Source organism: Streptomyces sp. NPDC002520 (genome assembly GCF_053595235.1).
In genome coordinates this window covers 128,899-145,660 of the sequence record NZ_JBSFXG010000004.1, presented here as the reverse complement: position 1 = coordinate 145,660, position 16,762 = coordinate 128,899, and the positions used below count along the sequence as shown (strand labels likewise).

Below are 16,762 nucleotides of genomic sequence, written 5' to 3'. Positions count from 1 at the left end.
GTCTCGGAGGTGCCTGTCATGGCCTGGGTTCTGCTTGTCGTCGCCGGTCTGCTCGAAGTGGGCTGGTCGATCGGGATGAAGTACAGCGACGGGTTCACCCGGCTCGTGCCCAGTGTGCTGACGGGTGCCGGGATCGTCGCGAGCATGGTGTTGCTGTCGTACGCCGCCAGGTCGCTGCCCATCGGTACCGCTTATGGCGTGTGGGTGGGGATCGGTGCGGCCGGGGCGGCGGTGCTCGGCATGGTGGTGCTGGGTGAGCCGGTCACCGCCGCCCGGGTGTTCTTCGTGTGTCTGCTGCTGGTCGCCGTGGTGGGGCTGAAGGCGACCAGCGGTCACTGACGGCGGGGACTGAGCTGCTGGCCTCCGGTGCCGGTCGTGGTGCCTGTGGTGCCGCCGGTGTCGGTGGTGCCGCCGCCGGGGGTGCCGCCGTCGGCCGCGCCGCCCGGGGTGCCGCCTCCGGTGGTGCCGCCGGCGGGGTCGCCGCCGGTGACGGTTCCGCCGTCGGTGGTCGTTCCTCCGTCGGTGGTGGTGCCGCCGTCGGTGGTGGTGCCGATGGTGCCGCCGTCGGTCGTGCCGCCCTGGGTGCCGCCGTTGTCCTGGCCGCCGTCGGTGGGTGTGGCGCCGCCGGTGGGGGTGCCGGTGGTGGTGCCGCCGTCGTCCTGGCCGCCGTCTGTGGCGGGCGTGCTCGGGGAGAGGCTGCCCGGTGCCTGGGTCTCGGCGCCCTGCTGGAGCTGGAGGTCGAAGTCGGTGACGGGCTTGTCCTGGAGTGCGGCCTGCGTGTACTGCGCCCAGATCTGGGTCGGTGCGCCGCCGCCGTTGATGCGGGCCAGGCCCGTCACGCCGTACAGCGACTTGTGGCCGGCGGTCACCGGGTCCTGGCCCATCACGGAGACGACGGTGGCGAGTTCGGGGGTGTAGCCCGCGAACCAGGCGGCGGTGTCCTCCTCGGCGGTGCCGGTCTTGCCGGCGGCCGGGCGGCCCGCGGCCTTCGCGGCGGTCGCGGTGCCGTTGTCGACGACGCTCCGCAGGACGGAGGTCGTGGTGTCGGCGGCCTCGCGGCTGACGGCCTGCTCGGTCTGCCGTTCGGGCAGCTGGACCTCCTCTGTGCCTTCCTTGCTGATCTTCTCGATCATGGTGTACGTGCCGTGCTTGCCGTGGTTGGCGAGCGTGGCGTACGCCTCGGCCATGTCGAGGACGCTGGCGGTGGCGGTGCCGAGGGCGATGGACGGGTACGGCTGGAGGTCCTTGGTGTCCTTGGGGATGCCGAGGTCGACGGCGGTCTGCTTGACCTTCTCGGGGCCGACGTCGACGGCCATCTGCGCGTACACCGCGTTGACGGACAGGTCGGTGGCCTTGCGGACGGTGATGTCGCCGTAGGACTTGGAGTCCTCGTTCTCGGGGGCGTAGGGGCCGCCGCTCCAGCCTTGTACGGGGCGCTTGTTGGTGCCGTCGTAGTAGGTGTTGGGCGAGATGGCCTGGCCGTCCTGCGTGGTGGAGCCGTTCTCGACCGCCGAGGTGAACACGAACGGCTTGAAGGTGGAGCCGACCTGGAAGTCGCCGCGGGTGGCGCCGTTGGTGTACTGCTTCACGTAGTCGATGCCGCCGTACATGGCGACGATCTTTCCGGTCTTGGGGTCGACGGAGGCTCCGCCTGCGCGGACGTAGGAGTCGACCTTGCGGTTCTTCGGGTCCAGTTTGGACATGAGCTGGTCGTCGACTGCCTTGACGAAGGCGTCCTGCCGGCTCTTCTGGATGGTGGTGGTGATGCGGTAACCGCCGCCCTCCAGCTCCTCCTTGGTGAGGATGTCGTTCTCGGTGAGGTAGTCCTTGACGGCCTCGACGAGGTAGCCGCGCTGGCCGGACAGGCCGGTGGAGACGGTCTGCTCCTTGGGCATCGGGAACTTCATGCCGGCGCGCTCGGACGGGCTGAGCCAGCCCTTCTTGATCATGCCGTCCAGGACGTAGTTCCAACGGGCGACGGCGGCGGGCTTGTTCTCCGGATGTGCCACGACGTCGTACTCGCTGGGCGCGTTGACGAGTGCGGCGAGGTAGGCGGCGCGGCCCGGGTCGAGGCCGATGGCGTCCTTGCCGTAGTAGGCCTGCGCGGCGGCCTGGATGCCGTAGGCGTTGCGGCCGAAGTAGCTGGTGTTGAGGTAGCCCTCGAGGATCTCGTCCTTGGACTTGGTGCGGTCCAGCTTGATCGAGATGAAGAACTCCTTGGCCTTGCGGGTGACCGTCTGTTCCTGGGCCAGGTAGTAGTTCTTCACGTACTGCTGGGTGATGGTGGAGCCGGACTGCGTGCCCTTGCCGATGGCCGTGTTCCAGGCGGCGCGGACCATCGCCTGGGGGTCGATGGCGGGCTCGGTGTAGAAGTCCCGGTCCTCGGCGGCCAGTACGGCGTGCTGGGCGTCCTCGGAGACCTGGGCGAGGGGGACGCTCTCGCGGTTGATCTTTCCGTCGCGGGCGAGCTGGGAGCCGTCCGCGTAGAGGTAGACGTTGCCCTGCTTGATGGCCATGGCGTTGGCGGGCGGGATCTTCACGAGGGAGTACCCGAGGAAGAACAGTGCGATGAGCAGTAGGAGACCGAGGGTGAAGGTGCCGAGAACCATGCGCCAGGTGGGGATGATCCGTCGCCAGCCGGTGCGCTTGGGGCGCTTGGGCTTCTTGCCGTCGCCGCCGGTGCCTCCGGCCGGGGGCTCGGCGGAGGCGGTGGGGTCGGTGGCGGGGGTGGCGGAAGCGCCGGTGGCCTGGGCCGAGTAGGCGTTGGGGGTGTTGCGGGTGCCGGGCGCGTGGGGCGAGGAGATCCTGGGGGCGGCCGGGAATCCCGGACCGGCGGGGGCCGCCGAGGCTGCCGCGGCCGCACCGGCAGCCGCGCCCGCACCAGCGGCCGCGCCGGCACCAACGCCGGTTCCAGTGCTGGTGCCAGTGCCGGTTCCAGCGCCGATTCCCGTGCTCCGGGAGGCCGTTGAGGCGGGCTCGCCGTCCTGGCCGGGCTGTGCCGGCTCTCCCGTCCGGGGGGCGTTCACCCGCCGGAGAACCTGGGTCGTCTCAGCGGCCGGCCTCTCCCCCGCGTCCTTGGGCGCGCCGGTTCCCCGCGGCGACTCGATGCGCCGCAGGACCTGGGTGCTCTCCGAGGACTGGGGCGCACCGGAGGACTGCGGCGCGCCCGCCGGCTGAGAGGCGCCCGACGACTGCGACGCGCCGGACGACCGGCCCGCGCCCGACGGCTGGCCCGCACCAGCGTCCCGGTCGGCGCCGGACGACTGAGCCGTGCCCGACTGGGCTGTGCCCGACTGAGCCGTGCCCGACGTCCCGGAGGGCTGCTGCCTCGTCGGTGTCCGGGGCTTCTCGGAGGGCGGACCCTGGTCCGCGGTCGGGCTTCCCGTGTCGGTGCGCCCGGCGCGGGCGGCCTGGGCGGCGCGGCGGGCCTGGTCGAGGCGGCCGGTGCGGTCCGGCGCCGGGATCGTGGGGTTCTGGGCGGTCCGGGACGTCCGCTCCGCGGAGGGCTCCTCGTCCCCGGACCGAGCGGCCGAACCGGTCTTCTCCCGGCTCTGGGCAGCCGTGTTCGCCCGGTCGCCGTCCTTGCCCGGGGATTCCGACCGGTTCCGTTCCGTCCGAGACGCTCCGGAGGCCCGGACGCCCCACTCCGCCGGCTCGGCCGACTTCTTCGGCTCCTCGGACTTCTTCGGCTCCTCCGGCCTCTTCGGCTCCTCCGGCCTCTTCGGCTCTTCCGACCTCTTCGGCTTCGCCGACTCCTCGGCCTCGCGTCCCTTGCCCGGGTCCTCCGGCCCGTTGCCGGACTCCTGCGCACCGACCGCCCCGCCGGAGCGCTCGGCCGGCTCGCCCGTCTCGTTCTTGCCGGCGCGCTCGGCCCCCTCTGCCTTCTCCGGGGTCTGCTCGGTGACCGGCGTGTCGCGGGGGCTCGGCTCCGCGGGTCCCTCAGCCGGCAGCGGTCGTCTCGGCGCCCCGCCCTCGTTCGGCTGCTGCGGCTGCGGCTCGTCGCTCATGTCGTGCACGGACTCCTGTTTCGCGTCGTACATTCCCGTACGGCTCGTACGCCTTCTACGCCCCCGGGGTGAAGACTCTCGCACCCGGCGATCCGTTCCCGGATTCCGGCACGCTTCCGGCACGGAAAATGCGTGGCCGGCAGCCAAGCCTCCGGACTAAGCTCCTGCGCTTCGGTGTCGAGCGGTCTTGGGAGGTGGACTGGCGTGGGCGCGGGACGGTTGTACATCGCCGTCGCGGCGGGGGGATTCAGACGGTACGCGACGTATCGGGCCGCCACGGCGGCAGGGGTGTTCACGAACACGGTTTTCGGGCTGATTCTCGTCTTCACATATCGCGCTCTGTGGGACGAGCGGCCTCATCTGGGCGGGTACGACCAGGCCCAGGCAGTGACGTACGTGTGGCTCGGTCAGGCATTCCTGTCGACGCTCGCGATCGGTGGCGGGGGCGTCGAGGACGAGTTGATGGAACGCATCCGAACGGGGGACGTGGCGATCGACCTGTACCGTCCCGCCGATCTGCAGTTGTGGTGGCTGGCGGCCGATCTGGGCCGGGCCTTCTTCCAGTTGCTGGGGCGGGGTGTGGTCCCGTTCGTGTTCGGGGCGCTGTTCTTCCCGGCGTATCTGCCCACCGACGTGGGCACCTGGGTGGCGTTCGCGGTGGCCGTGCTGCTGGCGATGCTGGTGGGGTTCGGGATCCGGTTCCTGGTGGCGCTGAGCGCGTTCTGGTTGCTGGACGGTACGGGGATGGCGCAGATGGTGTGGCTGGCCGGGTACTTCTGCTCGGGGATGCTGCTGCCGCTGAACGCCTTCCCGGGCTCGCTCGGCGAGGTCGTACGGCTTCTGCCGTGGTCGTCCCTGCTCCAGGCGCCGGCGGATGTGCTGCTGGGGCACGCGGACCCGCTGGGGACGTATCTGTTCCAGGGGACGTGGGCGGTGGCGCTGCTGGGCCTCGGGCGGTTGGTGCAGTCCTCGGCGACGCGGCGGGTGGTGGTCCAGGGTGGCTGACACCGGTGGCGCGCCGGAGAAGGGTGTGCGGGCGCCGGAGCGGGCGCTGACGGGGCAGCGGGCGCGGGTGCTGGAGGGGGCGCGGGCGTATCTGCTGATCGCGGGGATGTGGACGCGGTCGACGATGGCCTATCGCGCGTCCTTCGTGATGACCACGCTCGGGAACTTCACGGCGACCTTCCTGGACTTCGTCACGATCATGCTGATGTTCTCCCGGGTGGACGCCCTGGGCGGTTACTCGCTGCCGGAAGTGGCGTTCCTGTACGGGCTGTCCGCCACCTCCTTCGGGCTGGCCGACCTGGTGATCGGCTCGATGGACCGGCTGGGGCGGCGGGTGCGGGACGGCACGCTGGACACCCTGCTGGTGCGGCCTGCGCCGGTGCTGGCGCAGGTGGCAGCGGACCGGTTCGCGCTCAGGCGGCTGGGCCGGGTGACGCAGGGGGCGCTGGTGCTGGGCTGGTCGCTGACCCGGGTGGACATCGACTGGACGGCGGCGAAGCTGCTGCTGATGCCGGTGATGGTGCTGAGCGGGTTCGGGATCTTCTGCGCGGTGTTCGTGGCCGGGGCGGCGTTCCAGTTCGTGGCGCAGGACGCCTCGGAGGTGCAGAACGCCTTCACGTACGGCGGGACGACGCTGCTGCAGTATCCGCCGACGATCTTCGCGAAGGAGCTGGTGCGCGGGGTGACGTTCGTGCTGCCGCTGGCCTTCGTCAACTGGCTGCCCGCCACCTATGTGCTGGGGCGGCCGTACCCGCTCGGGCTGCCCGGGTGGGTGACGTTCACGCCTCCGCTGGTGGCGGTGGCGTGCTGCGCGCTCGCGGGGCTGGCCTGGCGGGCGGGACTTCGTTCGTATCGGAGCACAGGGAGCTAGCGCGGTGGCGGACAGCGGGTTCATCAGCGACTTCATTCATCTCGACCGGGTCGAGAAGGTCTTCGAGGTGCGCAGGAAGACCGGGTTCATGAAGCGGGAGCGGCGTGAGGTGCGGGCGGTGGACTCGATCTCGTTCGCCGTGGCGCGTGGCGAGATGGTGGGCTACATCGGTCCGAACGGTGCCGGGAAGTCGACGACGATCAAGATGCTGACCGGCATTCTGACGCCGAGTGCCGGGCGGTTGCGGGTGGCGGGGATCGACCCCTCGCGGGAGCGGACGCGGCTGGCGCACCGGATCGGGGTGGTGTTCGGGCAGCGTACGACGCTGTGGTGGGACCTGCCGCTGATCGACTCGTACCGGCTGGCGCACCGCATGTACCGGATCCCGCAGGCCCGTTACCGGGAGAACCTGGAGCGGTGCGTCGAACTCCTCGAACTCGGTGAGCTGTTGGACGTGCCGGTGCGGCAGCTGTCGCTCGGGCAGCGGATGCGCGGGGACATCGCGGCGGCGCTGCTGCACGATCCGGAGGTGCTGTATCTGGACGAGCCGACGATCGGTCTGGACGTGGTGTCCAAGGCCAAGGTGCGGGGGTTCCTGAAGGAGTTGAACGCCGAGCGCGGGACGACGGTGCTGCTGACCACGCACGATCTGCAGGACATCGAGCAGTTGTGCTCGCGGGTGATGGTGATCGACCACGGGCGGCTGATGTACGACGGTCCGCTGGCCGGGCTGCACGAGGCCGGGGAGGGTGAGCGGACGCTGGTGGTGGACCTGGAGCGGGAACTGCCGCCGATCGAGGTGGAGTCGGCGCGGGTGGTGCGGGTGGAGGGGCCGCGGCAGTGGCTGGCGTTCCCGGCGGGTCAGTCGGCGGCGCCGCTCGTGGCGCGGATCGCGGCGGGGTACCCGCTGGTGGACCTGTCGGTGCGGGAGCCGGACATCGAGGCCGTCATCGCGAAGATGTACGCGGAGAAGGCCGTCTCGTAGTCTGCTGTCATGACCGACGACGCAGTCCCGGACGTCCCGGCCTCGGCCTCCTCCTCCCCCTCCCCCTCGTCCTCCTCCTCGTCCTCCTCGTCCTCCTCCTCGCCCTCCGCTCCCGTCCCGGATCTTCGCGCCTCCGACGCCGATCGTGAACGGGTCGCCGAGGTGCTGCGGGACGCGCTCGCCGAGGGGCGGCTGGACATGGAGGAGTTCGAGGAGCGGCTGGGGGCGGCGTACAAGGCGCGTACGTACGGGGAGTTGACGCCGATCACCCGTGATCTGCCGGTGCCGGGGGTGGTGGCGCCGAGCCCGGTGTCGTTCTCCAAGGAGCCGGTGGAGAGCGGGAGTTGGGCGGGCCGGATCGTGGGCGGGGAGGGTACGTCCTCGGGTGCGTTCGCGGTGCTGTCGGGGTTCGAGCGCAAGGGGCGCTGGACGGTGCCGAAGCGGTTCGACTGCTTCGTGTTCTGCGGGGGCGGTGAGATCGATCTGCGGGAGGCGAACTTCGCCGACCGCGAGGTCGAGATCAACTGTGTGGCGATCATGGGCGGGGTGCAGGTGATCGTGCCGCCGGGCGTCGAGGTCGTCATGCGGGGCGTCGGCATCATGGGCGGCTTCGAGCACCCCGACGAGGACGGTGAACCGGGCGGGCCGCGCGTGGTCATCGGCGGCTTCGCCTTCTGGGGCGGCGTCGGCGTGGAGCGCAAGCTCACCCGTGAGGCGCGTCGACGACTGAAGGAGCAGCGCCGGCAGGAGCGGCTGGACCAGCGAGAGCAGCGGCGGGAACTACGGGAGAGGCGCAGGCTCGGGGGGAGCTGAGCCCCCCGCGTGAGGGGGGGCTGGTGTCCGGACCTGACCCGAGAGCCCTACGGCGTGCACACCTTCGTCAGTTCGCCCGCCGCGTCGGTGACCGGGCTGACGTCGGGGGTGTCGTCGCCGTTCCTGATGGCGGTGCGGACGTTCTCCACGGCCGTGGTCAGGTCGTCGACGGCCCTGTTGACGTCGGCGTTGTCGGTCCTGTCGCCGATCTTCTTGAGGTCCTGCTGGATGGAGTCGAGGGACTCGTCGGCCTGGGTGGGGTCGCTCGCCGCGTTCTCCACGGCCTGCTGGAGGTCGGTGACGCTGTCCGCTATCGAGTCGGCGGTCTGCACGCAGTCCAGGGCCTTGTTCACGGCGTCGCAGCCGGTGGTGAGGCCCGCGGTGAGCGCGACGGCGGCAACGGCGGCGGCGATGGCGGTGGTGCGACCTCGTCGTCGGCGTCCACTGGCGGCCATGTGGGTGTTCCCTCCCTGGTGCGGCTTTCCGTACGGCTTCGCGTACGGGTTCCGTACGACTGTGCCCTGTAACAGCTGACCGGGCGCGCGGTGGTGGGCCGCGCGCCCGTACCCATAGGGACGCCGGGCTGGGTGCGGGGGTTGCCCGCTCACCTTCCCGGTTGTTGGTGGTCCCTTTACTTCTGCTTCGCCTTATACAGGTTCGCGCCCCGCCGGGGTGGGAGGCTGCCTACTCGACCGGGGTGGCGGTCAGGGCCGCCTTCTGGATGGCGGTCAGATCGGCGCAGCCGGCGACGGCGAGGTCGAGCAGGGAGTTGAGTTCCTCGCGGGCGAAGGGCTCGGCCTCGGCGGTGCCCTGGACCTCGACGAAGCGGCCGTCGCCGGTGCAGACGACGTTCATGTCGGTCTCGGCGCGTACGTCCTCCTCGTAGCAGAGGTCGAGGAGGGGGACGCCGCCGACGATGCCGACGGAGACGGCGCTGACGGTTCCGGTGAGCGGCTGACGGCCGGCCCGGATCAGCTTCTTGCCCTGGGCCCAGGTGACGGCGTCGGCGAGGGCGACGTACGCGCCGGTGATGGCCGCGGTGCGGGTGCCGCCGTCGGCCTGGAGGACGTCGCAGTCGAGGACGATGGTGTTCTCGCCGAGCGCCTTGTAGTCGATGACGGCGCGCAGGGAGCGGCCGATGAGGCGGGAGATCTCGTGGGTGCGGCCGCCGATCCGGCCCTTGACGGACTCGCGGTCGCCGCGGGTGTTGGTGGAGCGGGGCAGCATGGCGTACTCCGCGGTGACCCAGCCCTCGCCGCTTCCCTTGCGCCAGCGCGGGACGCCTTCGGTGACGGAGGCGGTGCAGAAGACCTTGGTGTCGCCGAAGGAGACGAGGACGGAGCCCTCGGCGTGCTTGCTCCAGCCGCGTTCGATGGTGACCGGGCGGAGCTGTTCGGGCGTGCGGCCGTCGATTCGAGACATGGCCACGAGCCTATAGGGAGCGACGCAAGGGGCTCCTCCCCCGGTGGGAAGAGCCCCTTTCCTGGTGAACCCGAGCGGGTCCTGGTGAAGCCGAGCGGGTCCTGGTGAAGCCGCGTGGGCTCACATCATGTCTTCGATCTCCGCGGCGATCGGGTCGGCGTCGGTGCCGATGACGACCTGGATGGCGGTACCCATCTTGACGACTCCGTGGGCGCCGGCGGCCTTCAGCGCGGCGTCGTCGACCAGCGCGGGGTCGGAGACCTCGGTGCGCAGGCGGGTGATGCAGCCCTCGATCTCCTCGATGTTGTCGATGCCGCCGAGGCCGGCGACGATCTTCTCAGCCTTGCTGGCCATGTCCGTACTCCCTGATCCGAACCGCTTTGTCGCAGTAACCCACAGTTGGCCCATCTTCGCGAGCGGCCGTGCCGAGGGTGCCGAATGATGGCGATCACGGCAGCGGAACCGTCCGCCGACTGGTCTACACCACTCCCGTGACGGTCGCCAAACCGCGCCTCAGCCCAGCGGCCCGGGAGGACGCCATGAGCGCCAACAGCGCCGACAGCACGGCCAGTACGGCCGGTACGGCGCGAGACCGCTGGAACCGGCTGTTCCAGGGCCTGCAGAAGATGGGCCGCAGCCTGCAGCTGCCGATCGCGGTGCTGCCGGCGGCGGGCATCCTCAACCGGCTCGGGCAGCCGGACGTGTTCGGCAAGGACGGGCTGGGCTGGACCGACGTCTCCCGGGTGATGATGGGCGCGGGCGGCGCCCTGCTGGACGGCTCGCTCGGTCTGCCGCTGCTGTTCTGCGTGGGCGTGGCGATCGGCATGGCGAAGAAGTCGGACGGCTCGACGGCGCTGGCGGCGGTGGCCGGTTTCCTCGTCTACTACGGCGTGCTGCACCAGTTCCCCCAGTCGTGCCCCGGCGGCGCGAAGGCGATCGCACAGGTCGGCTGTCAGGTGACGGTCGGCGCGGGCACGGGCTCGGTGACGCCCTTCACCTTCCAGAACCCGGGTGTGTTCGGCGGCATCGTGATGGGTCTGCTGGCCGCGTTCTTCTGGGCCCGCTTCCACCGCACCAGGCTGGTGGACTGGCTGGGCTTCTTCAACGGGCGCCGGCTGGTGCCGATCATCATGGCGTTCGTGGCCATCGCGTTCGCGGCGCTGTGCCTGTGGATCTGGCCGCCGATCGGCAGCGGCCTGGAGAGCTTCAGCCACTGGCTGCGGGACGCGGGCGCGTGGGGGGCGGGCATCTTCGGGGTCGCGAACCGGGCGCTGCTCGTCATCGGTCTGCACCAGTTCCTGAACGTGCCCATCTGGTTCCAGTTCGGCAGCTTCACCAAGCCGGACGGCACGGTGGTGCACGGCGACATCAACATGTTCCTGGCGGGCGACCCGCACGCGGGGCAGTTCACCTCGGGCTTCTTCCCGATCATGATGTTCGCGCTGCCGGCCGCGGCGCTGGCCATCACGCACTGCGCGAAGCCGCACCGGCGCAAGGAGGTGGGCGGGCTGATGCTGTCGGTGGCGCTGACCTCGTTCGTCACCGGCATCACCGAGCCGATCGAGTACTCCTTCCTGTTCATCGCGCCCTTGCTGTACGCCGTACACGCGGTGCTCACCGGCGTCTCGATGGCGGTGACGTGGGCGCTGGGCGTGCACGACGGGTTCAGCTTCTCGGCGGGCCTGATCGACTACGTCATCAACTGGAACCTGGCGACCAGGCCATGGGCGATCATCCCGATCGGCCTGTGCTTCGCCGTCGTCTACTACGTCGTCTTCCGCTTCGCGATCACGAGGTTCGACCTGAAGACCCCGGGGCGCGAACCGGAGGAGGAGGTCGAGGACGTCACCAAGCTCTGACGCCCTGACGCCCCGCCACCACCAGCACTCCAGGCCCTCGGACCTCCCGGTCCGGGGGCCTTCCCCATGCCCCCCACGAGGCCACCGCTCGACGTCGTTCGGCCACTGCGCGTAGCCCTCCGGTTGCGATTTTCACGGGTTCCTTATACGGGTGCGCGCGTGCTACAACAGGTCTACACCACTGAGTGGTGTAGACCACCCCCCGATGGAGGACGTATGAGCACCGCCAGCGCCACGGCGGCCCCCGCGAAGAAGCGGGGATCCGGGCTGTTCCAGGGCCTGCAGAAGGTCGGCCGCAGCCTGCAGCTCCCGATCGCCGTTCTGCCGGCGGCAGGCATCATGGTGCGTCTCGGCCAGGACGACATCTTCGGCAAGGACGGCCTGGGCTGGGACAAGGTCGCGACCGTCTTCAACGCGGCGGGCGGCGCCATCACCGGCAGCCTCCCCATCCTGTTCTGCATAGGCGTGGCCATCGGCTTCGCCAAGAAGGCGGACGGCTCCACCGCTCTCGCTGCCCTCGTCGGCTTCCTCGTCTACAGCAAGGTGCTGCAGGCCTTCCCGCTGACCGAGGAACACATCGAAAAGGGCAAGATCGTCGCGGCGACGTACAACGACCCCGGTGTCCTCGGCGGCATCATCATGGGTCTGCTCGCAGCCGTGCTGTGGCAGCGCTTCCACCGCACCAAGCTGGTGGACTGGCTCGGCTTCTTCAACGGCCGGCGTCTGGTGCCGATCATCATGGCCTTCGTCGGTCTGCTCGTCGGTGTGTTCTTCAGCCTGGTCTGGGAGCCCGTCGGCGAGGGCATCACGCACTTCGGTGAGTGGATGACGGGCCTCGGCGCCGGCGGCGCGGCCCTGTTCGGTCTGGTCAACCGCGGCCTGATCCCCATCGGCATGCACCAGTTCGTGAACACCGTGGCCTGGTTCCAGCTCGGTACCTACAAGGACGCGGCCGGCACGGTCTACAACGGCGACTACAGCCGCTTCCTGCACGGCGACCCGTCCGCCGGAATGTTCATGTCCGGCTTCTTCCCGATCATGATGTTCGGTCTGCCGGCCGCGGCCCTCGCCATCGCGCACTGCGCCCGCCCCGAGCGCCGCAAGGCCGTGCTCGGCATGATGATCTCGCTCGCGCTGACCTCGTTCGTCACCGGTGTGACCGAGCCGATCGAGTTCTCCTTCATGTTCATCGCCCCGCTGCTGTACGCGATCCACGCGGTGCTGACGGCCGTGTCGATGGCCGTCACCTGGGCGCTGGGCGTCCACGCGGGCTTCAACTTCTCGGCCGGCGTGATCGACTACGCCCTCAACTGGAACCTCGCGACCAAGCCCTGGATGATCATCCCGATCGGCCTGGTGTTCGCGGTGATCTACTACGTCGTCTTCCGCTTCGCCATCATCAAGTTCAACCTGCCCACCCCGGGCCGCGAGTCCGACGAGGAGCTCGCGGAGATGCAGAAGGCCGAGGCCAAGTAGGCCGCGCCCTTGCATGGCGAAGGCCCCGGAACCGGGACGGTTCCGGGGCCTTCGTGCGTGTCAGCCGGTCAGAGCTCGTACGTCACCCGGGGGGCGGCCAGTTCCACGCGGCCGCGGAACGCTTCGCGGGCGTCCGCGAGGTTGGTCTGGGGGTCGGTCCACGGGGGGATGTGGGTGAGGACGAGGAGACGGGCTCCGGCGCGGGTCGCCGACTCGCCGGCCTCGCGGCCGTTGAGGTGCAGGTCGGGGATGTTCTCCTTGCCGTGCGTGAAGGCCGCCTCGCACAGGAAGAGGTCGGTGTCGCGGGCCAGTTCGTCCAGGGCCTCGCTGACGCCCGTGTCACCGGAGTACGTGAGGGACTTCCCGCCGTGCTCGACACGGATGGCGTACGCCTCCACGGGATGGCGGACCCGCTCGGTGTGCACCGTGAAGGGACCGATCTCGAACGTGGACGGCTTGACCGTGCGGAAGTCGAAGACCTCGCTCATGGAGGACGCCGAGGGGACGTCGTCGTACGCCGTGGTCAAACGGTGTTCGGTGCCCTCGGGGCCGTACACCGGGAGCGGGGCGCAGCGGCCGCCCTCGTGGCGGTAGTAGCGCGCGACGAAGTAGGCGAGCATGTCGATGCAGTGGTCGGCGTGCAGGTGGCTGAGGAAGATCGCGTCGAGGTCGTAGAGACCGCAGTGGCGCTGCAGCTCGCCCAGGGCGCCGTTGCCCATGTCGAGAAGCAGCCGGAAGCCGTCGGCCTCGACGAGGTAGCTCGAACAGGCCGATTCCGCGGACGGGAACGACCCCGAGCAGCCGACGACGGTGAGCTTCATGAAGCAGAAACCTCCGTTGGCGGAACGCGGTGGGCAGAGAGATGGCAGGGGGATGGCAGAGGTCGTGCGGTTTGTCGAGCGTAAGGCGCGAAAGGGTCACGCGCTCCTCCGCCAGGGGCCGTTGTGGGCGAACTCACCTGTGGTGTCACCGGTTCGGCTGGAACCGGGGTGCGGAAGGGCAGTCGGAGGGCGCGCGATGCTCGGCGCGCGCCGGTAACGTCGTGGCTATGGACACGTCCTGGTGGCTGGCGCTCGCGGCGGTGGTACTGCTCGCGCTGGTCGCCACGCTCGTCGACGGCTGGGGCCGCGGCCGCCGGCCCGGAGGGCGCCGGCTGCGGCCACCGGGACGCCCCGGCACCCGGGACAGGACGGCGGCCCGTCCGCACCCCGGCGACATCTGGTGGGCGAACGTGCCCTACGAGGACCGCCCGGAGTCAAAAGGGGCCGCGCGCCGGGGGTCCCCCCGGGCTTTCGGCACCGGGGAAGTGTCGGGCAGGGCGGTGGTGGGCGACGCAAGGGCGAAGGACCGGCCCTGTCTGGTGCTGGCCGTGCGCGGCAACCGGGCCACGGTCGCGAAGATCACCAGCAAGTACCACGACGAGCGCGCCGGGGTGATCCCGCTGCCGCCCGGCGCGGTCGGCGACGCCCATGGCCGTCCCAGCTTCCTGGAGACCGACGAGCTGCGCGAGGTCCCGGTGTGCGACTTCCGGCGCCGGGTGGGCGTCGTCGACCCGGTCCTGTGGGACCAGGTGCGCCACCTCGCGAACTAGATGCCGTCGGGCGTACGCGCCGCGCCGGTTCACCGCACGGTCACGGTGACCGTCCATGTCTGGATGCCCTGGCAGGAGACCTGGCCGGGGCCGGTGGGCTGGGCGCACAGGGGGCGCGAGGAGGTCAGTCTCGCGACTCCGGGGTGTACGGCCCGGTAGGCGGCCGTGGCGTCGCCCGGCAGGATGACGATGCCCGAGTTGATCGCCTCCAGGACGGTGCCGCTCGCCATGACCGGCTTCCAGGGGCGGCTGCGCGTCCCGTCGAGAGTGATCCGCAGTTCGCCGCCCTGGGTCAGGCAGACGGTGCGGCCGTTGTCGACGACGGTCAGTTCCGCGTGGGAGACGCAGCGGCCCGGTGCGGGGACGGAGCGCGAGGGCGACGGCGAGGCCTTGCCGCTGTCGTCGGTGCCGCTGCCGGTGTTCCCGCCGCTCTGGGAGCCGCAGCCGATGAGGAGGAGCGCCGCTGCCGCGAGGGCGATGGGCGTCGTACGGCGCATGGTGTCCGCCTTCCGCTTGTCCGCCGTGGCCGTCCGGCCCGGTCACGGATGAGACGTACCACCGGCGCGAACGGATCCCCCGCGACGCACGGATCCCGCACACGGACGGCTTCCGTGTGCGGGACCGATTGGCGTAGGGCCGGCTCAGCCGGTCGTCAGGGCGGTGTCGTCCACGACGAAGCTGGTCTGCAGCGAGGAGTCCTCCACGCCGTTGAACTTCAGGGTGACCGTCTGGCCCGCCAGCGACGACAGGTCGAAGGTCTTCTGCGCGTACCCGGAATTGGCGTTGAGGTTCGAGTAGGTCGCCAGGGTCGTCGAACCGGCGGTGACCGTCAGCTTGTCGTACGCGGTGCTGCTGGTGGTCTCGGCGGTGTCGATGTGCAGGTAGAAGGTGAGCGTGGCCTTGCAGCCGGCCGGGATCGTCACCGACTGGGACACGGTGTCGGTGTGCGCGGCGCCGTAGCCGTCGAGCCAGGCCTTGTAGGAGCCGCCGTGGGCGGCCTCACCGGTGTCGTTGGTGATGGCGCCGCTGGTCGCGCTCCAGCCGGTGCTGCCCGACTCGAAGCCGGGGTTGGCGAGCAGCTGGGTGGCGGTGCAGCCGCCACCGCCGGAGCCGACCGTCCAGGTGAAGGAGGCCGAGCCGGAGGCGCCGGTCGAGTCCTGCGCGGTGACCGTGACCTGGTAGGTGCCCGCGGTGGAGGCGGTGCCGGAGATCAGGCCGCTGGAGCTGTTGACGGACAGGCCGGTCGGCAGGCCGGAGGCGCTGTAGGTCAGGGCCGCGCCCGCGCTGTCGGTGGCGTGGATCTGGAGGCTGGCCGCGGCGCCCGTGGTGGTGGACTGGCTGCCGGGATTGGTGACGGTCACCGTGTTGCCGCTGCTGGTGCCGGCGGTGAAGGCGGTGGTGCCGTTCGGGGTGCCCCAGCCGGTCGGGCCGTCGTAGCCGGCGCCCGCGGTGCAGAAGTACGACGGGGAGCAGGAGCCGTTGCTGCCGCTGGTGACGTCGTACAGGTTGCCGGTGTGCTGGTACGGGTACTTCGCCGGGTAGTCGGTGCCGCCCGGGGTGCCCGCGAGGGCGTAGACGCCGGCGACGATGGGGGCGGAGGCGCTGGTGCCGCCGTAGACCGCCCAGCCGGAGCCGCCGTAGGTGTCGTAGACCGCGACGCCGGTGGCCGGGTCGGCGACCGCGGAGACGTCGGCCTCCATGCGCTTGGTGCAGCCGGTGTCGGTCTGCCAGGCCGGCTTCGGGTCGTAGGCGGAGCAGCCGGAGCCGGTGCCCTCGGTGGCGTTGGTGTGCCACACCGACTCGCTCCAGCCGCGGGAGTTGGAGGCGGTGGTGAGGGCGGTGCCGCCGACGGCGGTCACGTACTGGGAGGTCGCCGGGTACTCGGCGCCGTAGGCGGAGTCACCGGAGGAGACGGTGATGGCGACGCCCGGGTGCTTGAAGTACTGGGTGTCCTCGGTGGTCTGGCCCGAGGCCTCGGAGCCGCCCCAGCTGTTGGAGACGACCTTGGCGCCGAGGGTGACGGCCTCGTTCTCGGCGATGCCGAGGTCGGTGTCGTTCGCGGAGTTGGCCTCGACCAGGATGATGTTGCAGTTCGGGCAGACCGCGCTGACCATGTCGATGTCGAGCGCCTCTTCACCGGCCCAGCCGGTGTCGTTGGTCGGCAGCGAGGTGGTGGAGCCGGTCTGGCTGACCTGCTTGAAGCAGCCGTTGGCCTTGGTGCAGGAGGACAGGCCGTAGGTGGAGCGGTAGGTGGCCAGGTCCGACTCGGCGTTCGGGTCGTTGTAGGCGTCGACGATGGCGACCGTCAGGCCCGAACCGCCCGTGGAGGGCAGGTTGTAGGCGCTGTGCAGGTTGGCCGGGGAGAGGCCGGAGGGCGCGGCGGCGGCGACCGCGGAGGCGAGCCGCTGCTCGATGTCGGTGCGGCGCTGGGCGAAGCAGGACGCGTGGCCGGGCTTCGCGGTGGCGCACAGGTGGGTCGTGGGGACCTTCTGACCGGGCTTGCCGGTGGTGTGGAAGCTCTGGCGCTCGGGGGAGGTGAGGGCCTTGGAGTTCTGCGCGGACCGGGAGGCGGTGTGGTGCGCGGGGGCGGTGGCCTGGGCCCCGGCCGTGGGTGCCGCCGCAAGTCCGGCGACGGTCAGGGCGAGGGTGGGCAGGGCGACGGAGAGGAGTCTGCGCAGACTCCGTCTGCGCCCGCTCGGGCGTGACTCACGCATGGGGTACTGCCTTCCATCG

General features: G+C 70.7%; 15 protein-coding genes. 8 read left to right on the top strand and 7 right to left on the bottom strand.

Annotation, left to right across the window (positions count from 1 at the left end; translation table 11 throughout):
- Window positions 1-18 precede the first annotated feature (18 nt).
- Complete coding sequence (locus tag ACWD5D_RS08805) at window positions 19-339, top strand: DMT family transporter (protein WP_129308930.1); 321 nt, start codon at window positions 19-21, stop codon at window positions 337-339.
- On the opposite strand, the gene ACWD5D_RS08800 is transcribed toward ACWD5D_RS08805, so the two are convergent.
- Window positions 333-3,116 carry a transglycosylase domain-containing protein gene (locus ACWD5D_RS08800; RefSeq protein WP_451372306.1) on the bottom strand — a complete coding sequence of 928 codons (2,784 nt, stop codon included), beginning with the start codon at window positions 3,114-3,116 and terminating at the stop codon, window positions 333-335. The genes ACWD5D_RS08805 and ACWD5D_RS08800 overlap by 7 nt on opposite strands.
- Before the next feature lie 1,095 nt (window positions 3,117-4,211).
- On the opposite strand from ACWD5D_RS08800, the gene ACWD5D_RS08795 reads away from it, so the two are divergent.
- The 4 genes from ACWD5D_RS08795 (at window position 4,212) to ACWD5D_RS08780 (ending at window position 7,681) form a co-directional block, all read left to right on the top strand.
- Entirely contained in the window at window positions 4,212-5,012 is an 801-nt protein-coding gene (locus tag ACWD5D_RS08795; RefSeq protein WP_451372088.1) for an ABC transporter permease, read from the top strand.
- 106 nt (window positions 5,013-5,118) lie between these two features.
- On the top strand, window positions 5,119-5,883 hold the full coding sequence (locus ACWD5D_RS08790) for an ABC transporter permease (RefSeq protein WP_451372305.1): 765 nt from the start codon (window positions 5,119-5,121) through the stop codon (window positions 5,881-5,883).
- 4 nt (window positions 5,884-5,887) lie between these two features.
- Window positions 5,888-6,868: an ABC transporter ATP-binding protein gene (locus ACWD5D_RS08785; RefSeq protein ID WP_451372087.1), complete on the top strand. Its 981-nt coding sequence runs from the start codon at window positions 5,888-5,890 to the stop codon at window positions 6,866-6,868.
- 9 nt (window positions 6,869-6,877) lie between these two features.
- Window positions 6,878-7,681, top strand: a complete 804-nt coding sequence (locus tag ACWD5D_RS08780) for a DUF1707 SHOCT-like domain-containing protein (protein ID WP_451372086.1) — start codon at window positions 6,878-6,880, stop codon at window positions 7,679-7,681.
- Window positions 7,682-7,728: 47 nt separating this feature from the next.
- On the opposite strand, the gene ACWD5D_RS08775 is transcribed toward ACWD5D_RS08780, so the two are convergent.
- The 3 genes from ACWD5D_RS08775 to ACWD5D_RS08765 form a co-directional block, all read right to left on the bottom strand.
- Window positions 7,729-8,136, bottom strand: a complete 408-nt coding sequence (locus tag ACWD5D_RS08775; protein ID WP_451372085.1) for a hypothetical protein — start codon at window positions 8,134-8,136, stop codon at window positions 7,729-7,731.
- A 229-nt stretch (window positions 8,137-8,365) separates the two neighbouring features.
- A complete protein-coding gene (rph, locus tag ACWD5D_RS08770) occupies window positions 8,366-9,103 on the bottom strand; it encodes a ribonuclease PH (protein ID WP_451372084.1) in 738 nt (245 codons plus the stop codon).
- A gap of 120 nt (window positions 9,104-9,223) precedes the next feature.
- Window positions 9,224-9,457 (bottom strand): glucose PTS transporter subunit EIIB, encoded by a 234-nt coding sequence (locus tag ACWD5D_RS08765; RefSeq protein WP_189813583.1) that lies wholly within the window; start codon window positions 9,455-9,457, stop codon window positions 9,224-9,226.
- A 185-nt stretch (window positions 9,458-9,642) separates the two neighbouring features.
- Here ACWD5D_RS08765 and ACWD5D_RS08760 point away from each other — a divergent pair, with 185 nt between their 5' ends.
- Both ACWD5D_RS08760 and ACWD5D_RS08755 read left to right on the top strand, forming a co-directional pair.
- On the top strand, window positions 9,643-10,962 hold the full coding sequence (locus ACWD5D_RS08760; protein WP_451372083.1) for a PTS transporter subunit EIIC: 1,320 nt from the start codon (window positions 9,643-9,645) through the stop codon (window positions 10,960-10,962).
- A gap of 216 nt (window positions 10,963-11,178) precedes the next feature.
- Window positions 11,179-12,438 (top strand): PTS transporter subunit EIIC, encoded by a 1,260-nt coding sequence (locus tag ACWD5D_RS08755; protein ID WP_451372082.1) that lies wholly within the window; start codon window positions 11,179-11,181, stop codon window positions 12,436-12,438.
- A gap of 68 nt (window positions 12,439-12,506) precedes the next feature.
- On the opposite strand, the gene ACWD5D_RS08750 is transcribed toward ACWD5D_RS08755, so the two are convergent.
- Complete coding sequence (locus ACWD5D_RS08750) at window positions 12,507-13,259, bottom strand: MBL fold metallo-hydrolase (RefSeq protein WP_451372081.1); 753 nt, start codon at window positions 13,257-13,259, stop codon at window positions 12,507-12,509.
- Between the two features lie 227 nt (window positions 13,260-13,486).
- Between ACWD5D_RS08750 and ACWD5D_RS08745 the strand changes: the two genes are divergently transcribed.
- Window positions 13,487-14,029: a type II toxin-antitoxin system PemK/MazF family toxin gene (locus ACWD5D_RS08745; RefSeq protein ID WP_451372080.1), complete on the top strand. Its 543-nt coding sequence runs from the start codon at window positions 13,487-13,489 to the stop codon at window positions 14,027-14,029.
- A 29-nt stretch (window positions 14,030-14,058) separates the two neighbouring features.
- Here ACWD5D_RS08745 and ACWD5D_RS08740 read toward each other — a convergent pair whose 3' ends face one another.
- Together ACWD5D_RS08740 and ACWD5D_RS08735 are read right to left on the bottom strand one after the other, a co-directional pair.
- Complete coding sequence (locus ACWD5D_RS08740) at window positions 14,059-14,526, bottom strand: hypothetical protein (protein ID WP_451372079.1); 468 nt, start codon at window positions 14,524-14,526, stop codon at window positions 14,059-14,061.
- A gap of 144 nt (window positions 14,527-14,670) precedes the next feature.
- Window positions 14,671-16,743: a putative Ig domain-containing protein gene (locus tag ACWD5D_RS08735; protein WP_451372078.1), complete on the bottom strand. Its 2,073-nt coding sequence runs from the start codon at window positions 16,741-16,743 to the stop codon at window positions 14,671-14,673.
- Window positions 16,744-16,762 lie beyond the last annotated feature (19 nt).